The 17,902-nt window shown below is 54.9% G+C and carries 16 protein-coding genes; all 16 read left to right on the forward strand.

The window, feature by feature from the left end; genetic code table 11:
- Positions 1-82 precede the first annotated feature (82 nt).
- The 16 genes from rpoB to rplV all read left to right on the forward strand — a co-directional run bounded on the left by rpoB (position 83) and on the right by rplV (position 17,901).
- Entirely contained in the window at positions 83-3,634 is a 3,552-nt protein-coding gene (gene rpoB / locus IEV46_RS14065; RefSeq protein WP_188433184.1) for a DNA-directed RNA polymerase subunit beta, read from the forward strand.
- A gap of 98 nt (positions 3,635-3,732) precedes the next feature.
- Positions 3,733-7,356 (forward strand): DNA-directed RNA polymerase subunit beta', encoded by a 3,624-nt coding sequence (gene rpoC / locus IEV46_RS14070; RefSeq protein WP_188433185.1) that lies wholly within the window; start codon positions 3,733-3,735, stop codon positions 7,354-7,356.
- A gap of 118 nt (positions 7,357-7,474) precedes the next feature.
- Positions 7,475-7,723, forward strand: coding sequence for a ribosomal L7Ae/L30e/S12e/Gadd45 family protein (locus IEV46_RS14075; protein WP_188433186.1), 249 nt, complete (start codon positions 7,475-7,477; stop codon positions 7,721-7,723).
- A gap of 154 nt (positions 7,724-7,877) precedes the next feature.
- Entirely contained in the window at positions 7,878-8,291 is a 414-nt protein-coding gene (gene rpsL / locus IEV46_RS14080; RefSeq protein WP_188433187.1) for a 30S ribosomal protein S12, read from the forward strand.
- 41 nt (positions 8,292-8,332) lie between these two features.
- Entirely contained in the window at positions 8,333-8,803 is a 471-nt protein-coding gene (gene rpsG, locus IEV46_RS14085; protein ID WP_188433188.1) for a 30S ribosomal protein S7, read from the forward strand.
- A gap of 43 nt (positions 8,804-8,846) precedes the next feature.
- The gene (gene fusA / locus IEV46_RS14090; RefSeq protein ID WP_188433189.1) at positions 8,847-10,922 is read left to right on the forward strand and encodes an elongation factor G; all 2,076 of its coding nucleotides are present in this window, start codon (positions 8,847-8,849) and stop codon (positions 10,920-10,922) included.
- 113 nt (positions 10,923-11,035) lie between these two features.
- On the forward strand, positions 11,036-12,226 hold the full coding sequence (tuf, locus tag IEV46_RS14095; protein ID WP_188433190.1) for an elongation factor Tu: 1,191 nt from the start codon (positions 11,036-11,038) through the stop codon (positions 12,224-12,226).
- Between the two features lie 133 nt (positions 12,227-12,359).
- Positions 12,360-13,220 carry a DUF6612 family protein gene (locus IEV46_RS14100; protein WP_188433191.1) on the forward strand — a complete coding sequence of 287 codons (861 nt, stop codon included), beginning with the start codon at positions 12,360-12,362 and terminating at the stop codon, positions 13,218-13,220.
- 277 nt (positions 13,221-13,497) lie between these two features.
- A complete protein-coding gene (locus tag IEV46_RS14105; protein WP_188433192.1) occupies positions 13,498-13,833 on the forward strand; it encodes a CHY zinc finger protein in 336 nt (111 codons plus the stop codon).
- A 596-nt stretch (positions 13,834-14,429) separates the two neighbouring features.
- A complete protein-coding gene (gene rpsJ / locus IEV46_RS14110) occupies positions 14,430-14,738 on the forward strand; it encodes a 30S ribosomal protein S10 (RefSeq protein WP_009710910.1) in 309 nt (102 codons plus the stop codon).
- A gap of 34 nt (positions 14,739-14,772) precedes the next feature.
- Entirely contained in the window at positions 14,773-15,402 is a 630-nt protein-coding gene (rplC, locus tag IEV46_RS14115) for a 50S ribosomal protein L3 (protein ID WP_188433193.1), read from the forward strand.
- A gap of 25 nt (positions 15,403-15,427) precedes the next feature.
- A complete protein-coding gene (gene rplD / locus IEV46_RS14120; protein ID WP_188433194.1) occupies positions 15,428-16,054 on the forward strand; it encodes a 50S ribosomal protein L4 in 627 nt (208 codons plus the stop codon).
- Complete coding sequence (gene rplW / locus IEV46_RS14125; RefSeq protein WP_188433195.1) at positions 16,051-16,338, forward strand: 50S ribosomal protein L23; 288 nt, start codon at positions 16,051-16,053, stop codon at positions 16,336-16,338. Before rplD ends, rplW begins: the two co-directional genes overlap by 4 nt.
- 27 nt (positions 16,339-16,365) lie before the next feature.
- A complete protein-coding gene (rplB, locus tag IEV46_RS14130) occupies positions 16,366-17,196 on the forward strand; it encodes a 50S ribosomal protein L2 (protein WP_188433196.1) in 831 nt (276 codons plus the stop codon).
- A gap of 39 nt (positions 17,197-17,235) precedes the next feature.
- A complete protein-coding gene (gene rpsS / locus IEV46_RS14135) occupies positions 17,236-17,517 on the forward strand; it encodes a 30S ribosomal protein S19 (protein ID WP_009710915.1) in 282 nt (93 codons plus the stop codon).
- Positions 17,518-17,556: 39 nt separating this feature from the next.
- The gene (gene rplV / locus IEV46_RS14140; protein ID WP_188433197.1) at positions 17,557-17,901 is read left to right on the forward strand and encodes a 50S ribosomal protein L22; all 345 of its coding nucleotides are present in this window, start codon (positions 17,557-17,559) and stop codon (positions 17,899-17,901) included.
- The last annotated feature ends 1 nt before the right edge of the window (position 17,902 follow it).

A 17,902-nucleotide genomic window follows, 5' to 3' on the forward strand; every position in this document is an offset into this window, starting at 1 on the left:
GTTGGATAGTGGATGGATATGTATGGAGGCGACCCTGCAGGGGGTCGTGAACCAATCGACTGGGTTCGAGGGGGGAGCTCGTTTGGCGGGTAAATTAGTCCAATACGGTCGGCGAAAGCGGCGCAGTTATGCAAGGATCAACGAGGTGCTCGAACTGCCCAACCTGATCGAAATCCAGCAACAGTCCTACCAGTGGTTTCTGGATGAAGGTTTGAAGGAGATGTTTGAGGATATTTCGCCCATCGAAGACTTCACCGGCAATCTGGTTTTGGAGTTTATCGATTACTCTTTGGAAGAGCCGAAGTACTCCGTCGATGAATCCAGAGAGCGGGATGTCACCTATGCCGCGCCTTTGCGGGTGAAGGTGCGCCTGATCAACAAAGAGACCGGCGAAGTGAAAGAGCAGGAAGTCTTTATGGGAGATTTCCCGTTGATGACAGACACGGGTACCTTCATTATCAATGGTGCGGAGCGGGTTATCGTCAGTCAGTTGGTTCGCTCGCCCAGTGTTTACTATAATAGCAAAGTCGACAAAAACGGGAAACCCACTTTTACTGCCACGGTCATTCCCAACCGAGGGGCGTGGCTGGAGTTTGAAACCGACGCCAAGGACATTATCTATGTGCGGATCGATCGCACACGGAAAATTCCGGTGACGGTCCTTTTGCGTGCTCTCGGTTATTCCAGCGATGCCGAAATCTTGGATCTTCTGGGGGATGACGAGTACGTCCGCAACACACTGGACAAGGACAACACCACCAACACCGAGAAAGCCTTGATTGAAATCTACGAGCGTCTGCGCCCTGGTGAACCACCCACGGCGGACAATGCCCGTAGCTTGTTGTTTTCCCGCTTCTTTGACCCGAAGCGCTACGACTTGGCCAATGTGGGACGATACAAGATCAATAAGAAACTGCACATCAAGAATCGGCTGCTAAACCAGCGTCTGGCCGAAACTGTGGTCGATCCCGAGACGGGGGAGATCATCGCCGAAGCGGGCCAGACCGTGGATCGTCGGTTGCTGGAACGGATGCTTCCCTACCTTGAAAAAGAGGGAGGGATCGGATGGTCGGAGTACTCGGTTCGCGGAGGGGTGCCGGAAGACGGCTTGATCCGCCTGCAATCCCTGAAGATTTTCTCTCCTGTTGAGGATGGAAAAGTGATTGAGGTGATCTCCAACGGTCGGATCGACAAAAGTGTGAAGAATATCACCCCGGAGGATATCATCGCTTCCATCAACTATTTCATCAACCTCCTCCATGGGGTGGGCAATACCGATGACATCGACCACTTGGGGAACCGGCGTCTCCGTTCTGTGGGCGAACTGCTTCAAAACCAGTTTCGGATCGGCCTCTCCCGGATGGAGCGGGTGGTCCGGGAACGGATGTCGATTCAAGACGCGAATGCGATCACGCCTCAGGCTCTGATCAACATCCGACCGGTGATCGCTTCGATCAAGGAGTTTTTCGGGAGCAGTCAATTGTCCCAGTTTATGGATCAGACCAACCCCTTGGCGGAATTGACCCACAAGCGGCGTCTGTCCGCCCTCGGACCCGGAGGGCTGACCCGGGAGCGGGCCGGGTTTGAGGTCCGGGACGTTCACCACTCTCACTATGGTCGCATGTGTCCTATCGAGACACCGGAAGGCCCCAATATCGGGTTGATCAACTCGCTGTCTTCTTTTGCCCGGATCAATGAATACGGTTTTATTGAAACGCCCTACCGGAGAGTGGATCCCGAAACCAACCGGGTGACGGATGAGATTACTTACCTGACAGCAGATGAAGAGGACAATTATTATGTGGCGCAGGCCAATGCCGAGTTGGACGAAGAGGGACGCTTCGTAAGCGAACAGGTGGTGACACGGTACAAGGAGGAGATCATCCCCGTTCCCCGGGAGCGGGTCGACTATATGGACGTCTCCCCGAAACAGGTGGTATCCGTGGCCACGGCCTGTATCCCCTTCTTGGAGAACGATGACTCCAACCGGGCTCTCATGGGATCCAACATGCAGCGGCAAGCCGTTCCTCTCCTGCAACCGGAAGCTCCCTACATCGGTACGGGGATGGAATACAAGGCTGCCAGGGATTCCGGCGTCATGGTCCTGGCCAAACGGCCGGGTGTGGTGGAACGGGTATCCGCCGATGAAATCTGGGTCCGCCACGAGGAGGAAGTGGATGGCCGGATGGTGCGCGGGGACCTGGATAAATACAGACTGCACAAGTACATCCGATCCAACCAGGGGACCAGCATCAACCAACGCCCGATCGTTCGCGTCGGTGAACGGGTGGAAAAAGGGGACACCTTGGCTGACGGTCCCTCGACCGATAACGGGGAAATGGCCCTGGGACGGAACGTCCTGGTGGCATTCATGACCTGGGAAGGATACAACTACGAGGATGCGATCCTCCTGTCCGAACGTCTGGTCAAAGAAGATGTTTACACCTCGGTTCACATCGAGGAGTACGAATCCGAGGCCAGGGACACCAAACTGGGGCCGGAGGAGATCACCCGTGATATTCCCAACGTGGGGGAAGATGCCCTGAAAAATCTGGACGAACGCGGAATCATCCGCATCGGTGCGGAAATCAAGGCCGGCGATATCCTGGTGGGGAAAGTGACTCCCAAGGGGGTCACCGAGCTGACGGCAGAGGAGCGACTCCTGCATGCTATCTTCGGGGAGAAGGCCCGGGAGGTACGGGACACCTCACTTCGAGTCCCCCATGGGACTGATGGAATCGTCGTCGACGTAAAAGTGTTTGAACGGGAAAACGGGGATGAACTTCCCCCGGGTGTCAACCAACTGGTTCGTGTCTACATCGCCCAGAAGCGGAAGATTTCCGAAGGGGACAAGATGGCCGGTCGCCACGGAAACAAAGGGGTGATCGCCCGGGTGCTGCCTGAGGAGGATATGCCCTTCCTTCCTGACGGAACACCGGTGGAAGTGGTGCTGAACCCCCTGGGTGTTCCTTCCCGGATGAATATTGGGCAGGTGCTGGAGGTGCATCTGGGGATGGCGGCACGGCAGATGGGGCTTTATATGGCGACCCCCGTCTTCGACGGAGCGTCAGAACTGGATGTGTTCGATGCATTGGAAGAAGCGGGTCTGGATCCGGATGGAAAGACGATCCTCCATGACGGCCGGACCGGTGAGCCCTTTGAAAACCGGGTGACTGTGGGCGTGATGTACATGATCAAGCTGGCTCACATGGTGGATGATAAGATCCATGCCCGCTCTACCGGACCTTACTCTCTGGTTACACAACAACCTCTGGGCGGGAAGGCTCAGTTCGGTGGACAACGTTTTGGAGAGATGGAAGTATGGGCGCTGGAAGCCTACGGTGCAGCCTACACCTTGCAGGAGATTCTGACGGTCAAGTCCGACGATGAAATCGGGCGCGTGAAAACCTACGAATCCATTGTCAAGGGTGAGAATGTCCCTGAACCTGGTGTCCCCGCTTCCTTTAAGGTTCTGATCAAGGAATTGCAGAGCCTTGGTATGGATGTCAAGTTGATGGGGAGAAACCAGGAAGAGATAGAGATCAGGGAGTTTTACGCAGAGGACGACGAACCGGTCAACGAAAGAGCGGGCCTGGTTGTGGAACAGGATCAAGCGAAGCGGTCTTCTTCGTAACCGGTTTGCCCGGCCTCAATCAAAGAGGCGTTTTGCCATCAAAGGATCACCACCCGCCGACAGGTTGATACGGGATGATCCCGAGGGAGGAATGCCCAGTGCTGGACGTCAACAATTTCGAGTTTATGAAAATCGGTCTCGCCTCGCCGAATAAAATCCGCTCTTGGTCCCGGGGCGAAGTGAAAAAGCCGGAGACGATCAACTACCGGACTCTGAAGCCGGAGAAGGAAGGCCTTTTCTGTGAAAAGATCTTCGGCCCCACCAAGGACTGGGAATGCCACTGCGGAAAGTACAAACGTGTCCGCTACAAAGGGGTCGTCTGTGACCGTTGCGGTGTAGAGGTGACACGGTCCAAAGTGCGGCGGGAGCGGATGGGGCATATCGAACTGGCCGCGCCGGTGTCCCACATTTGGTACTTTAAGGGGATCCCCAGTCGGATGGGGTTGGTGTTGGATATGTCTCCCCGTTCCCTGGAGGAAGTGATCTACTTTGCCTCCTACGTAGTGGTGGATCCGGGTGCCACACCCCTGGAGAAAAAGCAACTCCTGTCAGAGAAGGAGTACCGTAACTACCGGGAAAAATACGGAAATGCCTTCACCGCGATGATGGGAGCAGAAGCGATCAAGCGGCTGCTTTCCGAGATCGACATCAACAAGGAAGTGCAAATCCTGAAAGAGGAGATGCACACGGCTCAGGGACAGCGTCGCAGTCGCGCGATCAAGCGGCTGGAAGTATTGGAGGCTTTCCGTTCCTCCGGTAACCAACCGGATTGGATGGTGCTGGATGTACTGCCCGTCATTCCGCCGGAGTTGCGACCGATGGTGCAATTGGATGGGGGACGTTTCGCCACATCCGATCTGAACGATTTGTACCGTCGGGTGATCAATCGGAATAACCGGCTGAAACGACTTCTGGATCTGGGTGCCCCTGATATCATCGTGCAAAATGAGAAACGGATGCTGCAGGAGGCCGTCGACTCCCTGATTGATAATGGGCGCCGTGGTCGTCCGGTCACCGGACCCGGAAACCGTCCGCTCAAGTCCCTTTCCCATATGCTGAAAGGAAAACAAGGTCGTTTCCGCCAAAACCTTTTGGGGAAACGGGTGGACTACTCCGGCCGTTCTGTGATCGTCGTGGGTCCCCATCTGAAAATCTACCAGTGCGGTCTGCCCAAAGAGATGGCCTTGGAGCTGTTCAAGCCCTTTGTGATGAAGGAGCTTGTGGCCAAGGGTCTGGCCCACAATATCAAAAGTGCAAAGCGGAAAGTGGAACGGATTCATCCTGAAGTGTGGGATGTATTGGAAGAGGTCATCAAGGAACACCCGGTGCTCCTGAACCGGGCACCGACGTTGCACCGGCTGGGAATTCAGGCTTTTGAACCGACCCTGGTGGAAGGGAGGGCCATCCGTCTCCATCCTTTAGTCTGTACGGCTTACAATGCGGACTTTGACGGGGATCAGATGGCCGTTCATGTGCCACTGTCCGCGGAAGCCCAGGCGGAAGCGCGCCTGCTGATGCTGGCTGCCCAGAACATTCTCAACCCGAAAGACGGGAAACCTGTGGTCACCCCTTCCCAGGACATGGTGCTGGGATGTTACTATCTGACCCTGGAGAAGGCGGGTGCGCCTGGGGAAGGAAGGGTGTTCACCGGGCCGGGAGAAGCGATCAATGCCTACACCCAGGGGATAGTCGGCCTCCACACCCGGATCGCCGTTCCGGCGAAGAGCCTGAACAAAGAGAGCTTTTCTGACAAGCAACAGAAAGCCTTACTGCTGACCACGGTTGGCAAGCTGATTTTCAACGAAATCTTCCCCCCGAGTTTTCCCTATATCAACGAATCTTCCAGGGCCAACCTGGTGGACGGGACACCGGAGAAGTATTTCGTTTATGAAAAAGGGGTCAACATCCCTGAAAAAATCAGGAGTATGCCTGAACAGGAGGCTCTCAAAAAAGGGTTCCTGGGCTCCCTGATCTCTGAAAGCTTCCGTCGTTTCGGCACCAAGGAAACCTCAGTGCTCATGGACAACATGAAAGCCTTGGGTTACTCTTTCTCCACCAAGGCGGGGATCACCATGTCCGTCTCCGATGTGGTGGTTCCCGAACAAAAACAAAAGATCCTGGACGAGGCGGAGGACAAGGTGGGGATGGTCCTCAAACAGTATCGCCGCGGTCTGATCACCGAAGATGAGCGCTATGAACGGGTCATCCAGATCTGGAGCCAAGCCAAGGACGATATCACGGATGTTCTGATGAAGAAACTGGGTAAATTCAACCCGATCTACATGATGGCCAACTCCGGTGCCCGGGGGAACGTCTCCCAGATCACCCAGCTGGCCGGAATGCGCGGACTGATGGCTAACCCGGCGGGACGGATCATCGAGTTGCCGATCAAGTCCAATTTCCGTGAAGGGCTGACGGTGCTGGAATACTTCATCTCCACACACGGAGCCCGGAAAGGTTTGGCCGACACGGCTTTGAGGACCGCCGACTCCGGCTATCTCACCCGACGCCTGGTGGATGTGGCCCAGGATGTGATCGTCCGGGAGGATGACTGTGGCACCGACAAAGGGTTGGCAGTCAGCAAGATCGCCGACGGCGGTGAAGTGATCGAAGAGATGTATGATCGGATTGTGGGTCGAATGGCTTTTGAAACGGTTCGTCATCCAGAGACCGGTGAGGTGTTGGCCCATCGCAACGAGCTGATCGATGAGGAAAAAGCGGGCCGGATCGTGGAGGCCGGTGTGGAGAAAGTGGTTATCCGTTCTGTCCTCAGTTGTCGCACCAAACACGGGGTTTGCCGGATGTGTTACGGTCGCAACCTGGCCTTGGGCACCCATGTGGAGATCGGGGAAGCGGTGGGCATCATCGCGGCCCAGTCCATCGGGGAGCCCGGGACCCAGTTGACCATGCGGACCTTCCACACCGGTGGTGTGGCTGGGGATGATATCACCCAAGGTCTGCCCCGGATTCAGGAATTGTTTGAGGCCCGGAATCCCAAAGGACAGTCCATTATTACCGAGATCTTCGGAACGGTGAAAGAGATCCGCGAGGTGAAGGATCGTCGGGAGATCGAGGTGGAGAGTGAAGTTGAGACCAAAACTTATCAAATTCCCTATGGCTCCCGGCTGAAGGTGAGCGAAGGGGACCGGGTGGAAGCCGGGGATGAGCTGACCGAAGGCTCCGTTGATCCCAAGGACTTGCTCCGGGTCAAAGGGGTTCGGGGCGTGCAGGAGTATATCCTCCAGGAAGTACAAAAGGTGTACCGCCTGCAGGGAGTGGAGATCAACGACAAACACGTCGAGGTGATGATCCGCCAGATGATGCGCAAGGTACGCATCACCGATTCGGGAGACACCGACCTCCTGCCAGGCTCCATTGTCGACCTGCATGATTATGAAGAAGCCAACCGGAAAGTGCTCCTCGAAGGTCTGGAACCAGCCGTGGCACGGCCGATTCTGCTCGGGATCACCAAGGCCTCTCTGGAGACGGAGTCCTTCCTGTCGGCGGCTTCTTTCCAGGAGACCACCCGCGTGCTGACCGACGCGGCCATCAAGGGCAAGGTGGACTGTCTCCTCGGTCTCAAGGAGAATGTCATCATTGGGAAACTGGTGCCTGCAGGAACCGGAATAGCCCGTTACCGGGATCTGGAGGTGGATGGGGATCTTGAGCTGTCAACCGTCCAATCCCCGGGCACCGCGGATGACACAGTTTTGGTGGAATAAGCGTCCCGGTCCTGAAAGTTACCGGGGACCTGCCTTTCACCACTTGTTGACAATGTCAGTTTCAGGTGATAATATATCGTCGTGTGCTTGGGTCAATTCACTTTGGAGGGCGTTTTGTGTGTCTTATGATAAAGTGAAGAAGGCAAAATCACTCTTGATCGGAGCCAAGCAATCCAAAAAAGCGATCCAACAGGGGAAGGTTCGGGAAGTGGTGATTGCGACAGATGCCGACGAGGAACTCAAGCAATCACTGATCCAGATTTGCCGGAACCATGGGGTGGCCGTCAGCTATGTCGATTCGATGCAAGGACTTGGAAAAGCCTGCGGGATCGACGTGGGCGCGGCGACTGCCGCCATATTGGAATAAGAATTGGAACAGCCAGATCCCAAAGACTGACCGCATGCCGGTTTGATACGGGTGCGGTCGGTATTTGGGTTGGCCTCCAATTTTGTGTCGCAAAATGATCCGCCTGGTTCTGTGGACTTGAATTCAAAGTGATTCAATCAAGGAGGTGAAAGAGATGCCGACAATCAACCAGTTGATCCGGAAAGGTCGCAAAAGAAAAGTATCCCAATCCGACTCTCCGGCGCTTCAATATGGCTACAACAGCTTCCGGAAAAAATCGACCCGGCAAAACTCTCCGCAAAAGCGTGGTGTCTGCACCCGCGTCTACACCACCACACCGAAGAAGCCGAACTCTGCACTCCGTAAGGTGGCCCGTGTTCGCTTGAGCAACAACATCGAGGTTTCCGCCTACATTCCGGGAATCGGTCATAACTTGCAAGAGCACTCTGTGGTGCTGGTTCGCGGCGGTCGGGTGAAGGATCTTCCCGGTGTCCGCTATCACATTGTCCGGGGGGCACTGGACACCTCCGGTGTGCAAGACCGGATGCAAGCTCGATCCAAATACGGCAGCAAACGGCCCAAGAAATAACATCATAGATCGATACAACCGAGCCAAAGGAGGGAAGACGATTGTCGCGAAAAGGACCCGCACCTCGTAGAGAAGTGCTGCCGGATCCGATCTACAACAGCAAGTTGGTCACACGTTTGATCAACCGATTGATGTACGACGGAAAAAAAGGGAAGGCCCAACGCATTCTCTATGATTCCTTCGATCTTGTACGTGAACGCTCCGGCAAGGATCCGATGGAAGTGTTTGAACAAGCGATGAAAAACGTGATGCCGGTCCTGGAAGTGAGGGCCCGCCGAGTAGGGGGTGCCAACTACCAGGTACCGGTGGAGGTGAAGCCGGAGAGGCGAACCAGCCTGGGGCTCCGTTGGTTGGTGAACTACGCCCGCCTGCGTGGTGAAAAATCGATGCAGGAGCGCTTGGCCAACGAATTGCTGGATGCAGCGAACAACAGCGGTGCCGCCGTCAAGAAGAAGGAAGACATGCACCGCATGGCGGAAGCCAACCGTGCCTTCGCCCACTATCGCTGGTAATTCGGCTTCCCCATTCTCGCCAACATGAAAGGAGACATATCCGATGGCACGCGAATTTTCCTTGAATGACACGCGCAACATCGGGATTATGGCTCATATCGACGCCGGTAAGACCACGACGACCGAACGGATTTTGTTCTATACCGGCCGGGTTCACAAAATCGGTGAAACACACGAAGGCGCTGCCACCATGGACTGGATGGAGCAAGAACAGGAACGGGGGATTACCATCACCTCCGCCGCCACCACAGCCCAGTGGAAAGGTCATCGGATCAATATCATCGACACTCCCGGCCACGTGGACTTCACCGTCGAAGTGGAGCGGTCCCTGCGCGTGCTGGATGGGTCGGTCGGGGTCTTCTGCGCCAAAGGTGGCGTGGAACCTCAATCGGAAACCGTCTGGCGTCAGGCGGATAAATACAAGGTCCCCCGAATCGCCTATATCAATAAGATGGACATCGTCGGGGCCGACTTTTTCGGCGCGGTCGAACAGATGCGTGAACGGCTTGGGGCCAATGCAGTTCCGATCCAGTTGCCGATCGGGAAAGAGGATACCTTTGAGGGGATCATCGACCTGATCAAAAACGTGGCGTACTTTTATGTGGATGATCTCGGCACCCGGACGGAAGCCCGGGACATTCCGGAAGAGTACAAGGAACAGGCCGAAGAGTACCGCACCAAAATGATTGAAGCGATTGCCGAGCTGGATGAAGACCTGATGATGAAGTATTTGGAAGGGGAGGAGCCCACGGAAGAGGAGCTGAAGAAAGCTCTCCGCAAAGGGGTTGTCAACGTGGAGATCATCCCCGTCCTCTGTGGCTCATCCTACAAAAACAAAGGGGTTCAGCTGATGCTGGATGCCGTTGTCGACTATATGCCCTCCCCGCTGGACGTTCCCCCGATTCAAGGGGAACTGCCTGACGGCAGCGAGGCCCACCGGAAGTCCGACGACAACGAACCCTTCTCCGCTCTGGCCTTCAAGATCATGACTGACCCTTATGTGGGTAAACTGACCTTCTTCCGGGTGTATTCCGGTACGCTGGACTCCGGTTCTTACGTGCTGAACACCACGAAGGAGAAGCGGGAGCGCGTCGGGCGGATTCTGCAGATGCACGCCAACTCCCGGGAAGAGATCAAAACGGTTTATGCGGGGGATATCGCCGCCGCCGTCGGTCTGAAAGACACCGGCACCGGTGACACCCTGTGTGATGAAAAAAATCCCATCATCTTGGAATCCATGGTTTTCCCCGAACCGGTGATTGACGTCGCCATCGAACCGAAAACAAAGAGCGATCAGGATAAGTTGGGGATGGCTCTTGCCAAGCTGGCGGAAGAGGATCCGACCTTCCGGACGGAAACCAATGAAGAGACCGGTCAGACCATTATTTCCGGAATGGGTGAACTCCATCTGGACGTGATCGTCGACCGTCTGAAGCGGGAGTTCAAGGTGGAGGCCAATGTGGGGAACCCGCAGGTGGCCTACCGTGAAACCTTCCGTTCTTCCGCCAAGGTGGAAGGGAAATTTATTCGCCAGTCCGGAGGACGCGGTCAGTACGGCCATGTCTGGATCGAATTTGAGCCTTTGGAAGAAGGCGCCGGCTTCGAATTCGTCAACAAGATCGTCGGCGGTGTCGTGCCGAAGGAATATATCCCCGCCGTCCAAAGCGGAGTGGAAGAAGCTCTGCAAAACGGGGTGCTGGCAGGTTATCCGATGGTGGACATCCGCGCCACCTTGTACGATGGTTCCTACCACGATGTGGACTCCTCCGAGATGGCCTTCAAGATTGCGGGGTCCATGGCCCTGAAAGCGGCCAAGTCCAAGTGTCAACCGGTTCTGCTGGAGCCTGTCATGAAAGTGGAAGTAACCGTTCCGGAAGACTACATGGGCGATGTGATGGGGGATATCAACTCCCGTCGCGGCCGGGTCGAGGGGATGGAAGCCCGTGGCGGTGCCCAGGTAATCCGGGCGATGGTGCCGTTGGCCGAGATGTTCGGTTACGCCACCAATCTGCGCTCCCGGACGCAAGGTCGAGGAGTGTACTCCATGTTCTTTGATCACTACGAAGAAGTGCCGAAGAACATCTCTGAAGAGATTATTTCCAAGGCTTCCGGGGAGTAATCCGCCGGTTGCCCCCCATTTGGTGAAGAAGGTTGTGAAGCGGAATATCCGCTTCCCGGCTTTCTCCCTTATACATCAAACAATGATTAGGATCCAAAGGAGGATTTCGAGTCATGGCCAAAGAGAAGTTCGAACGTACGAAACCGCACGTGAACATCGGTACCATCGGTCATGTGGACCATGGCAAAACCACCCTGACCGCTGCGATCACCACGATCCTGTCGACCAAGGGCGGCGCTACCGCCACCGCTTATGACCAGATCGACAAAGCTCCTGAAGAAAAAGAGCGGGGGATCACCATCTCCACCTCCCACGTGGAATACGAAACCGAAAACCGTCACTATGCCCACGTGGACTGCCCGGGTCACGCTGACTATGTGAAAAATATGATCACCGGTGCCGCCCAGATGGACGGTGCGATCCTGGTTGTGTCCGCCGCTGACGGTCCGATGCCGCAAACCCGGGAACACATCCTGCTCTCCCGTCAGTCCGGCGTGGAATACATCGTGGTCTTTCTGAACAAAGTGGACCAAGTCGACGACGAAGAACTGCTGGAACTGGTGGAAATGGAAGTTCGTGAACTGCTGTCCGAGTACGATTTCCCCGGCGACGACATTCCGATCGTGTCCGGTTCCGCCCTCAAAGCTTTAGAAGATCCGAACAGCGAGTGGGGAGAAAAGATCCTTGAACTGATGGCTCAAGTGGACGAGTACGTCCCGACTCCGGAACGGGATAAGGACAAACCCTTCCTGATGCCGGTGGAAGACGTCTTCACCATCACCGGTCGCGGTACCGTGGCCACCGGTCGTGTGGAGCGCGGGGTGATCAAGGTCTCCGATGAGGTGGAAATCGTCGGGATCGAAGAAGAAACCAAGAAAACCGTGGTCACCGGGGTGGAAATGTTCCGCAAGATGATGGACCAAGCCGAAGCCGGCGACAACATCGGCGCCCTGCTTCGCGGGGTGAACCGGGATGAGATCCAGCGTGGTCAAGTGCTGGCCAAACCGGGCAGTGTGAACCCCCACACCAAATTTAAAGCCCAGGTCTATGTCCTGAGCAAAGATGAAGGTGGTCGTCACACCCCCTTCTTCAACGGTTACCGTCCCCAATTCTACTTCCGCACCACCGACATTACCGGGGTTATTAAGTTGCCGGAAGGTACCGAAATGGTGATGCCCGGGGATAACATCGAAGTGGAAGTAGAACTGATCGCCCCGATCGCCATCGAAGACGGTACCCGCTTCACCATCCGTGAAGGCGGCCGCACTGTCGGCGCCGGTTCCGTAACCTCCATTCTAGCTTGATTGCTTCCGAATGAGGATCAGACTCCCGCATTGCGGGAGTTTTTTTATGGAGAATTGCTGGATGAAACTTCAGGACTTCTCATCCGTAATCAATAAGAGAGTTCTTCTTATCTCATCTATAGGAGGAAAAGTTATGAAGAGTGGGTTTCGGATGGGAATCATATTATTATCCTTTTGGTTGCTCACCGGTTGCTCCTTGATTACCAGTGGTTTCACCGCAGGTGACGAGGGAACATCGACTGGTGAGAAGGTAATGAAGAAGAAGGAGAAAACAGCGGCAGAGATTTTGGAAGAATCCAAACAGGCGATGGAGAAAATGGCCGGCTATCGTTGGGAGTTGAGTGGGGAACAGCGGATGGACATTCCCGGTGAGAGTGAAAATGGGTTGACGGCCTTCAGTGGTTCCGTGGACTATCAGGAATCCACCCGTTATGCCGCGGATTTCGAAGTGAAAATTGAATTCTCCAACCAGCGTCATCACACCATGCTGAAGATGATCGTGGATGGGGAAACAGCCTACCTGCAGGATAAGGCCCGGGGAGATTGGCTTCGTAAAGAGGGTTCCGCCGAGGAGATCCACAGTATGATGGGCTTGGAAAAACAATACACGGATGCTGTCGAAGTGCTGGAAATGGTGGGGGCACGGGCAAAAGATCTGAGCATGAATCAGGCTGAGGGTGTCCGGCGACTCACTCTGCGGCTGGAAAACCATGACGATATTCAACCCTTTATGCAATATGCGGTGGATAACTGGAGAGAGGATGATAAAGTAAAGGCGGAGGAAGTCACCTTTTCCGATCTGGAACTCATCCTGACCATCGATGACTCCACCCAACGATTGACACAAATCGAGAAGAATGTGAAGGTTGTGTTGCCTTTCGTTGACGGGGTTTCCACTGATCTGTCTCAAACATTCACATCCAAGATGACCGGTGAAGTCGATGAAATCATGATCCCCGAGGAAGCCAAAAATGCTCCCCTCGTCGATGAATGAGCCGATGGTCAAAGACCTCTTTGCCGTGTCGGGATTCAAGTGGCTGAAGAAAGGCACGGTCCCTCCCGGGGCAAGAGAGTGCATGGAAGCTTGGTGACACAGAGGGTTGGGTTTCCCCATGAACCCCTTGGACTCGTCAAAACAAGTGAAATGCGAAGACCCATTCCAAAGGTCGCGGCCGGGAAAGGACACCGTATTTTTGGCATGATAATATCTGTGAACAGATGAAGGCAAAGATTCAGGTTGCAGTCCGGCTGTACCGGAGGGGGAAGGAGAAATGATAACCGTTTACGGGCCTGTGGTCGATTCGCAAGGCCGATGCAAACATTACCATACGATGAAAGATATTGTTGCTGTTAAATTCAAATGTTGTAACAAATATTACCCCTGCTATAAATGTCATGATGAGTGTGAGGATCATCCCGTCACGGTATGGAAAAGAGAGGAATTTAGTGAAGCTGCCATATTGTGTGGAGTTTGCAGAACCGAATATACAATCCATCGCTATTTGCAAATGAATCGTTGCAACTGTTGTGGCTCCCGATGGAATGAGGGATGCCAAAAACATTACCACCTCTATTTCCAATTCGAAGAGGATGGTTGCCGCCTGTAGCCCGGTTGACGGGATGGTCTGGCTTCATATAGAGTTATTTTGCCAGCGAACAACAAAAACGAAATGTGAAACCCAACCCCGACCGACACTATTCATAATTCTTCTAGTCGAGTTTGGATAAGCGGTTGGCAATCTTCCTGTTGTTCTGAGCAGCAACGGTCATCAAGCTGGTTTTCCCTGCTCCTCAACTCAACCGGAAGCGTCCTGCGCAATTCTCCTGCATTAGAGGACGAATGATCTGGAGGGAATTTCTCAGGGTTCGGGATGAAAATTAAGCCCTGTTTATTGACTCTTTGAATCCTGTCCAGCCTGGAATGAAGATGGAAAAAACCTTTAGTCCTTTGACGCAATGGTTCGTGGCCTTTATACTTGGTTTAGGCGGCTATTTTGTCCAACAGAACAGAGGGTGAAAAAACCGGGGAGGATCCCGGTTTTTTCTTGCAATGGGTCGGCTGTTTCCGTATAATAGGGAATGTTGGTTTTGAACGGCGATGATGTGGAAGGTTGCCGACACGCCCGGCCCCTTTGCCATGGGGTGTGGGGAAATTTCCACGGAGCAAGTTCATTTGAAAAATGAGCGAAAAGGAGGGGCATGAATGGCAAAGCAGAAGATTCGCATTCGCCTCAAGGCCTACGACCACCGTGTGTTGGATCAATCGGCGGAGAAGATCGTCGATACAGCCAACCGGACGGGGGCGGATGTATCCGGACCGATTCCGCTTCCGACGGAACGGGCTGTCTACACGATCCTTCGCGCGGTTCACAAATACAAGGATTCGCGGGAGCAGTTCGAGATGCGCACGCACAAGCGGCTGATCGACATCGTCAATCCTACGGCCCAAACTGTGGATGCGCTGATGCGACTCGACTTGCCGTCCGGCGTAGACATCGAAATCAAACTCTGATCCAAAATAGACCAGCCGGTAGGAGGTGTGCGACGTGAAAGGGATTCTCGGTAAAAAATTGGGGATGACCCAGGTGTTCGGTGAAGACGGCACTGCCATCCCCGTCACGGTGATCCATGCCGGTCCGTGTTCCGTTCTTCAGAAGAAAGAGGCGGACACGGACGGTTACGAATCCGTGCAACTGGGTTTCAGTGAGAAAAAGGAACACCGGGCCAACCGTCCGGAGACGGGCCATGCCAAAAAAGCGGGGACTACTCCCAAGGCCTTCGTCCGTGAGATTCGCGGGATGAATCCAGCCGACTATGAATTGGGCCAGGAATTGAAAGCGGACCTGTTCAGTGAGGGTGAACTGGTGGATATCACAGCCACGTCCAAGGGGAAAGGGTTTGCCGGTTCCATCAAACGGCACAATCAGGCCCGTGGTCCGATGAGTCACGGTTCACGTTACCATCGGGGCCCCGGTTCTCTGGGTGCTGTCGATCCCGCACGTGTCTTCAAGGGGCGCAAATTGCCCGGACGCATGGGCGGCGACAAAGTGACCATCCAAAACCTGCAGGTGGTCAAAGTGGACCCGGAGAAAAACTTGCTTTTGATCAAAGGATCGATCCCGGGTCCGAAAAACAGCTATGTTGTCATTAAATCTGCGGTGAAGGCCGCACAGTAACGTCAACGGGAAGGGAGGAGACGACATGCCGAAAGTAAATGTACTGGATATGAACGGCAGCCGGGTGGGCGAGTTGGAATTATCCGATTCCGTCTTCGGAATTGAGCCCAACACATCGGTTCTGCACGATGCCGTCGTGATGCAACAGGCATCCCAACGTCGCGGAACCCATGCCGTGAAAAACCGTGCCGCTGTCCGGGGCGGTGGACGGAAGCCCTGGAAACAGAAAGGGACGGGGCGGGCCCGCCACGGCAGCATCCGTTCCCCGATCTGGGTTGGCGGTGGTGTGGCCTTCGGCCCGACGCCCCGCAGCTACAGTTATAAACTGCCGAAAAAAGTTCGCCGTCTGGCGATTCGCTCTGCGCTGTCGTCCAAGGTGAAAGCGGATGAGTTGGTCGTGCTGGACCAACTGACTCTGGAGCAACCGAAAACCAAGGAGATGGTGAAAGTCCTCTCCAACCTCCATGCAGACCGCAAAGCGCTGGTTGTCGGCAGCGGGTATGACGAAAATGTGGCCTTGTCCGCACGGAATATCCCCGGAGTGAAGTTTATTGATGCCCAGGGGTTGAATGTTCTGGACGTGTTGAACCACGATAAACTGATCATCACCCGGGATGCGGTGTCACGCATAGAGGAGGTGCTCGGGAAATGAAGGATCCCCGCGACATCATCCGGCGCCCGGTGGTGACGGAGAAGACCACAGACCTTATGGAAGACAACAAATATGTCTTCGAAGTGGATCTCAAGGCCAACAAGACCGAGATCAAAAACGCAGTCGAGAAGATCTTCGGCGTCAAAGTGGCCCAAGTGAACACCATGCGGGTAAAAGGCAAACCGAAGCGCCTCGGCCGTCACGCCGGTCGTACTTCAGACCGGAAAAAAGCGATTGTCAAGTTGACCGAAGACAGCAAGAGTATCGAGCTCTTCGAAGTTTGATCACCTGAAGGAAAAGGAGGGAACACCATGGGTATCAAGCATTTTAAACCCACGTCGCCCGGACGTCGGCAGATGACGGTCTCCACCTTCGAGGAGATCACGACCGATAAGCCGGAGAAGTCCCTGACGGTCCCCCTGGTCAAAAAAGCTGGGCGGAACAACCAGGGACGGATCACCACCCGGCACCACGGCGGCGGTCACAAGCGTAAATATCGGATTATCGATTTCAAACGGAACAAGGACGGCGTTCCCGGCAAGGTTGCCACAGTGGAATACGACCCGAACCGTTCCGCCAATATCGCTCTGATCCATTACGCCGATGGTGAAAAACGCTACATTCTTCATCCTGAGGGGCTCAAGGTGGGCGATGTGATCATGTCCGGTGCCGATGCCGACATCAAGACAGGAAACGCTCTGCCTCTGGCCAAAATTCCGGTGGGTACAGTGATTCACAATATCGAATTGAAGCCGGGTGCCGGCGGGAAGATGGTCCGCGCCGCAGGCGGTCAGGCACAGCTTCTCGGTAAGGATGGGGGATATGCTGTGATCCGTCTTTCTTCCGGTGAAACCCGGATGGTACGAATCGAATGTCGTGCCACCATTGGCCAGGTTGGCAACCAGGATCATGAACTGCTCAATGTCGGAAAAGCGGGTCGTTCCCGTTGGCAAGGCAGGCGACCGACAGTGCGCGGTTCTGTGATGAACCCGGCGGATCACCCCCACGGTGGTGGTGAAGGTCGCGCTCCGATTGGACGCGTCTCCCCGGTGACGCCCTGGGGCAAACCGACGATCGGCTACAAGACCCGGAAGAAAAACAAGCCGTCTGACAAGTATATTGTTCGTCACCGCAAAAAGTAACCACATCTCAAAATGGAAGTTGGAAAGGGGGTTGGATGTATGGGTCGCAGCCTGAAGAAGGGACCTTTCGCGGATGACCATCTGTTGAAGAAAGTGCGGGAAATGGGCGACAAGGAGAACAAGAAGGTCATCAAAACCTGGTCCCGTCGTTCCACGATCTTCCCCGAATTCGTCGGCCACACCATCGCCGTTCACGACGGGCGCAAACATGTCCCGGTGTACATCACCGAAGACATGGTGGGTCACAAGCTGGGTGAATTTGTCGCCACGCGGACTTTCAAGGGTCACGCCGGAGACGACAGGAAAACCCGGAAACGGTAAAGGGACGGGATCTGACAGGTCAGCCAGAGAGGAGGTCAGATGATGGAATCAGTGAAATCCAAGGCGGTTGCGCGTTACGTGCGGATTTCGCCCCGCAAGGCGCGTCTGGTGATCGATCTGATCCGCGGCAAATCTGTGGATGAAGCGCTGGCGATCCTGCGGTTCACCCCTCGCGCCGCTTCACCGATCATTGAGAAGGTGCTCCGGTCGGCGATTGCCAATGCAGAACACAACTACAACATGAATCCGGGTGAGCTGGTGGTGGAGAAAGCGATGGTGGACGAAGGTCCGACGATGAAACGTTTCCGCCCCCGCGCACAGGGACGTGCCGGCCGCATTAACAAGCGGACCAGCCACATCACAGTGGTCGTATCTGAAAAATAAG

The organism is Kroppenstedtia guangzhouensis, assembly GCF_014637345.1.
Taxonomy (GTDB): domain Bacteria; phylum Bacillota; class Bacilli; order Thermoactinomycetales; family DSM-45169; genus Kroppenstedtia; species Kroppenstedtia guangzhouensis.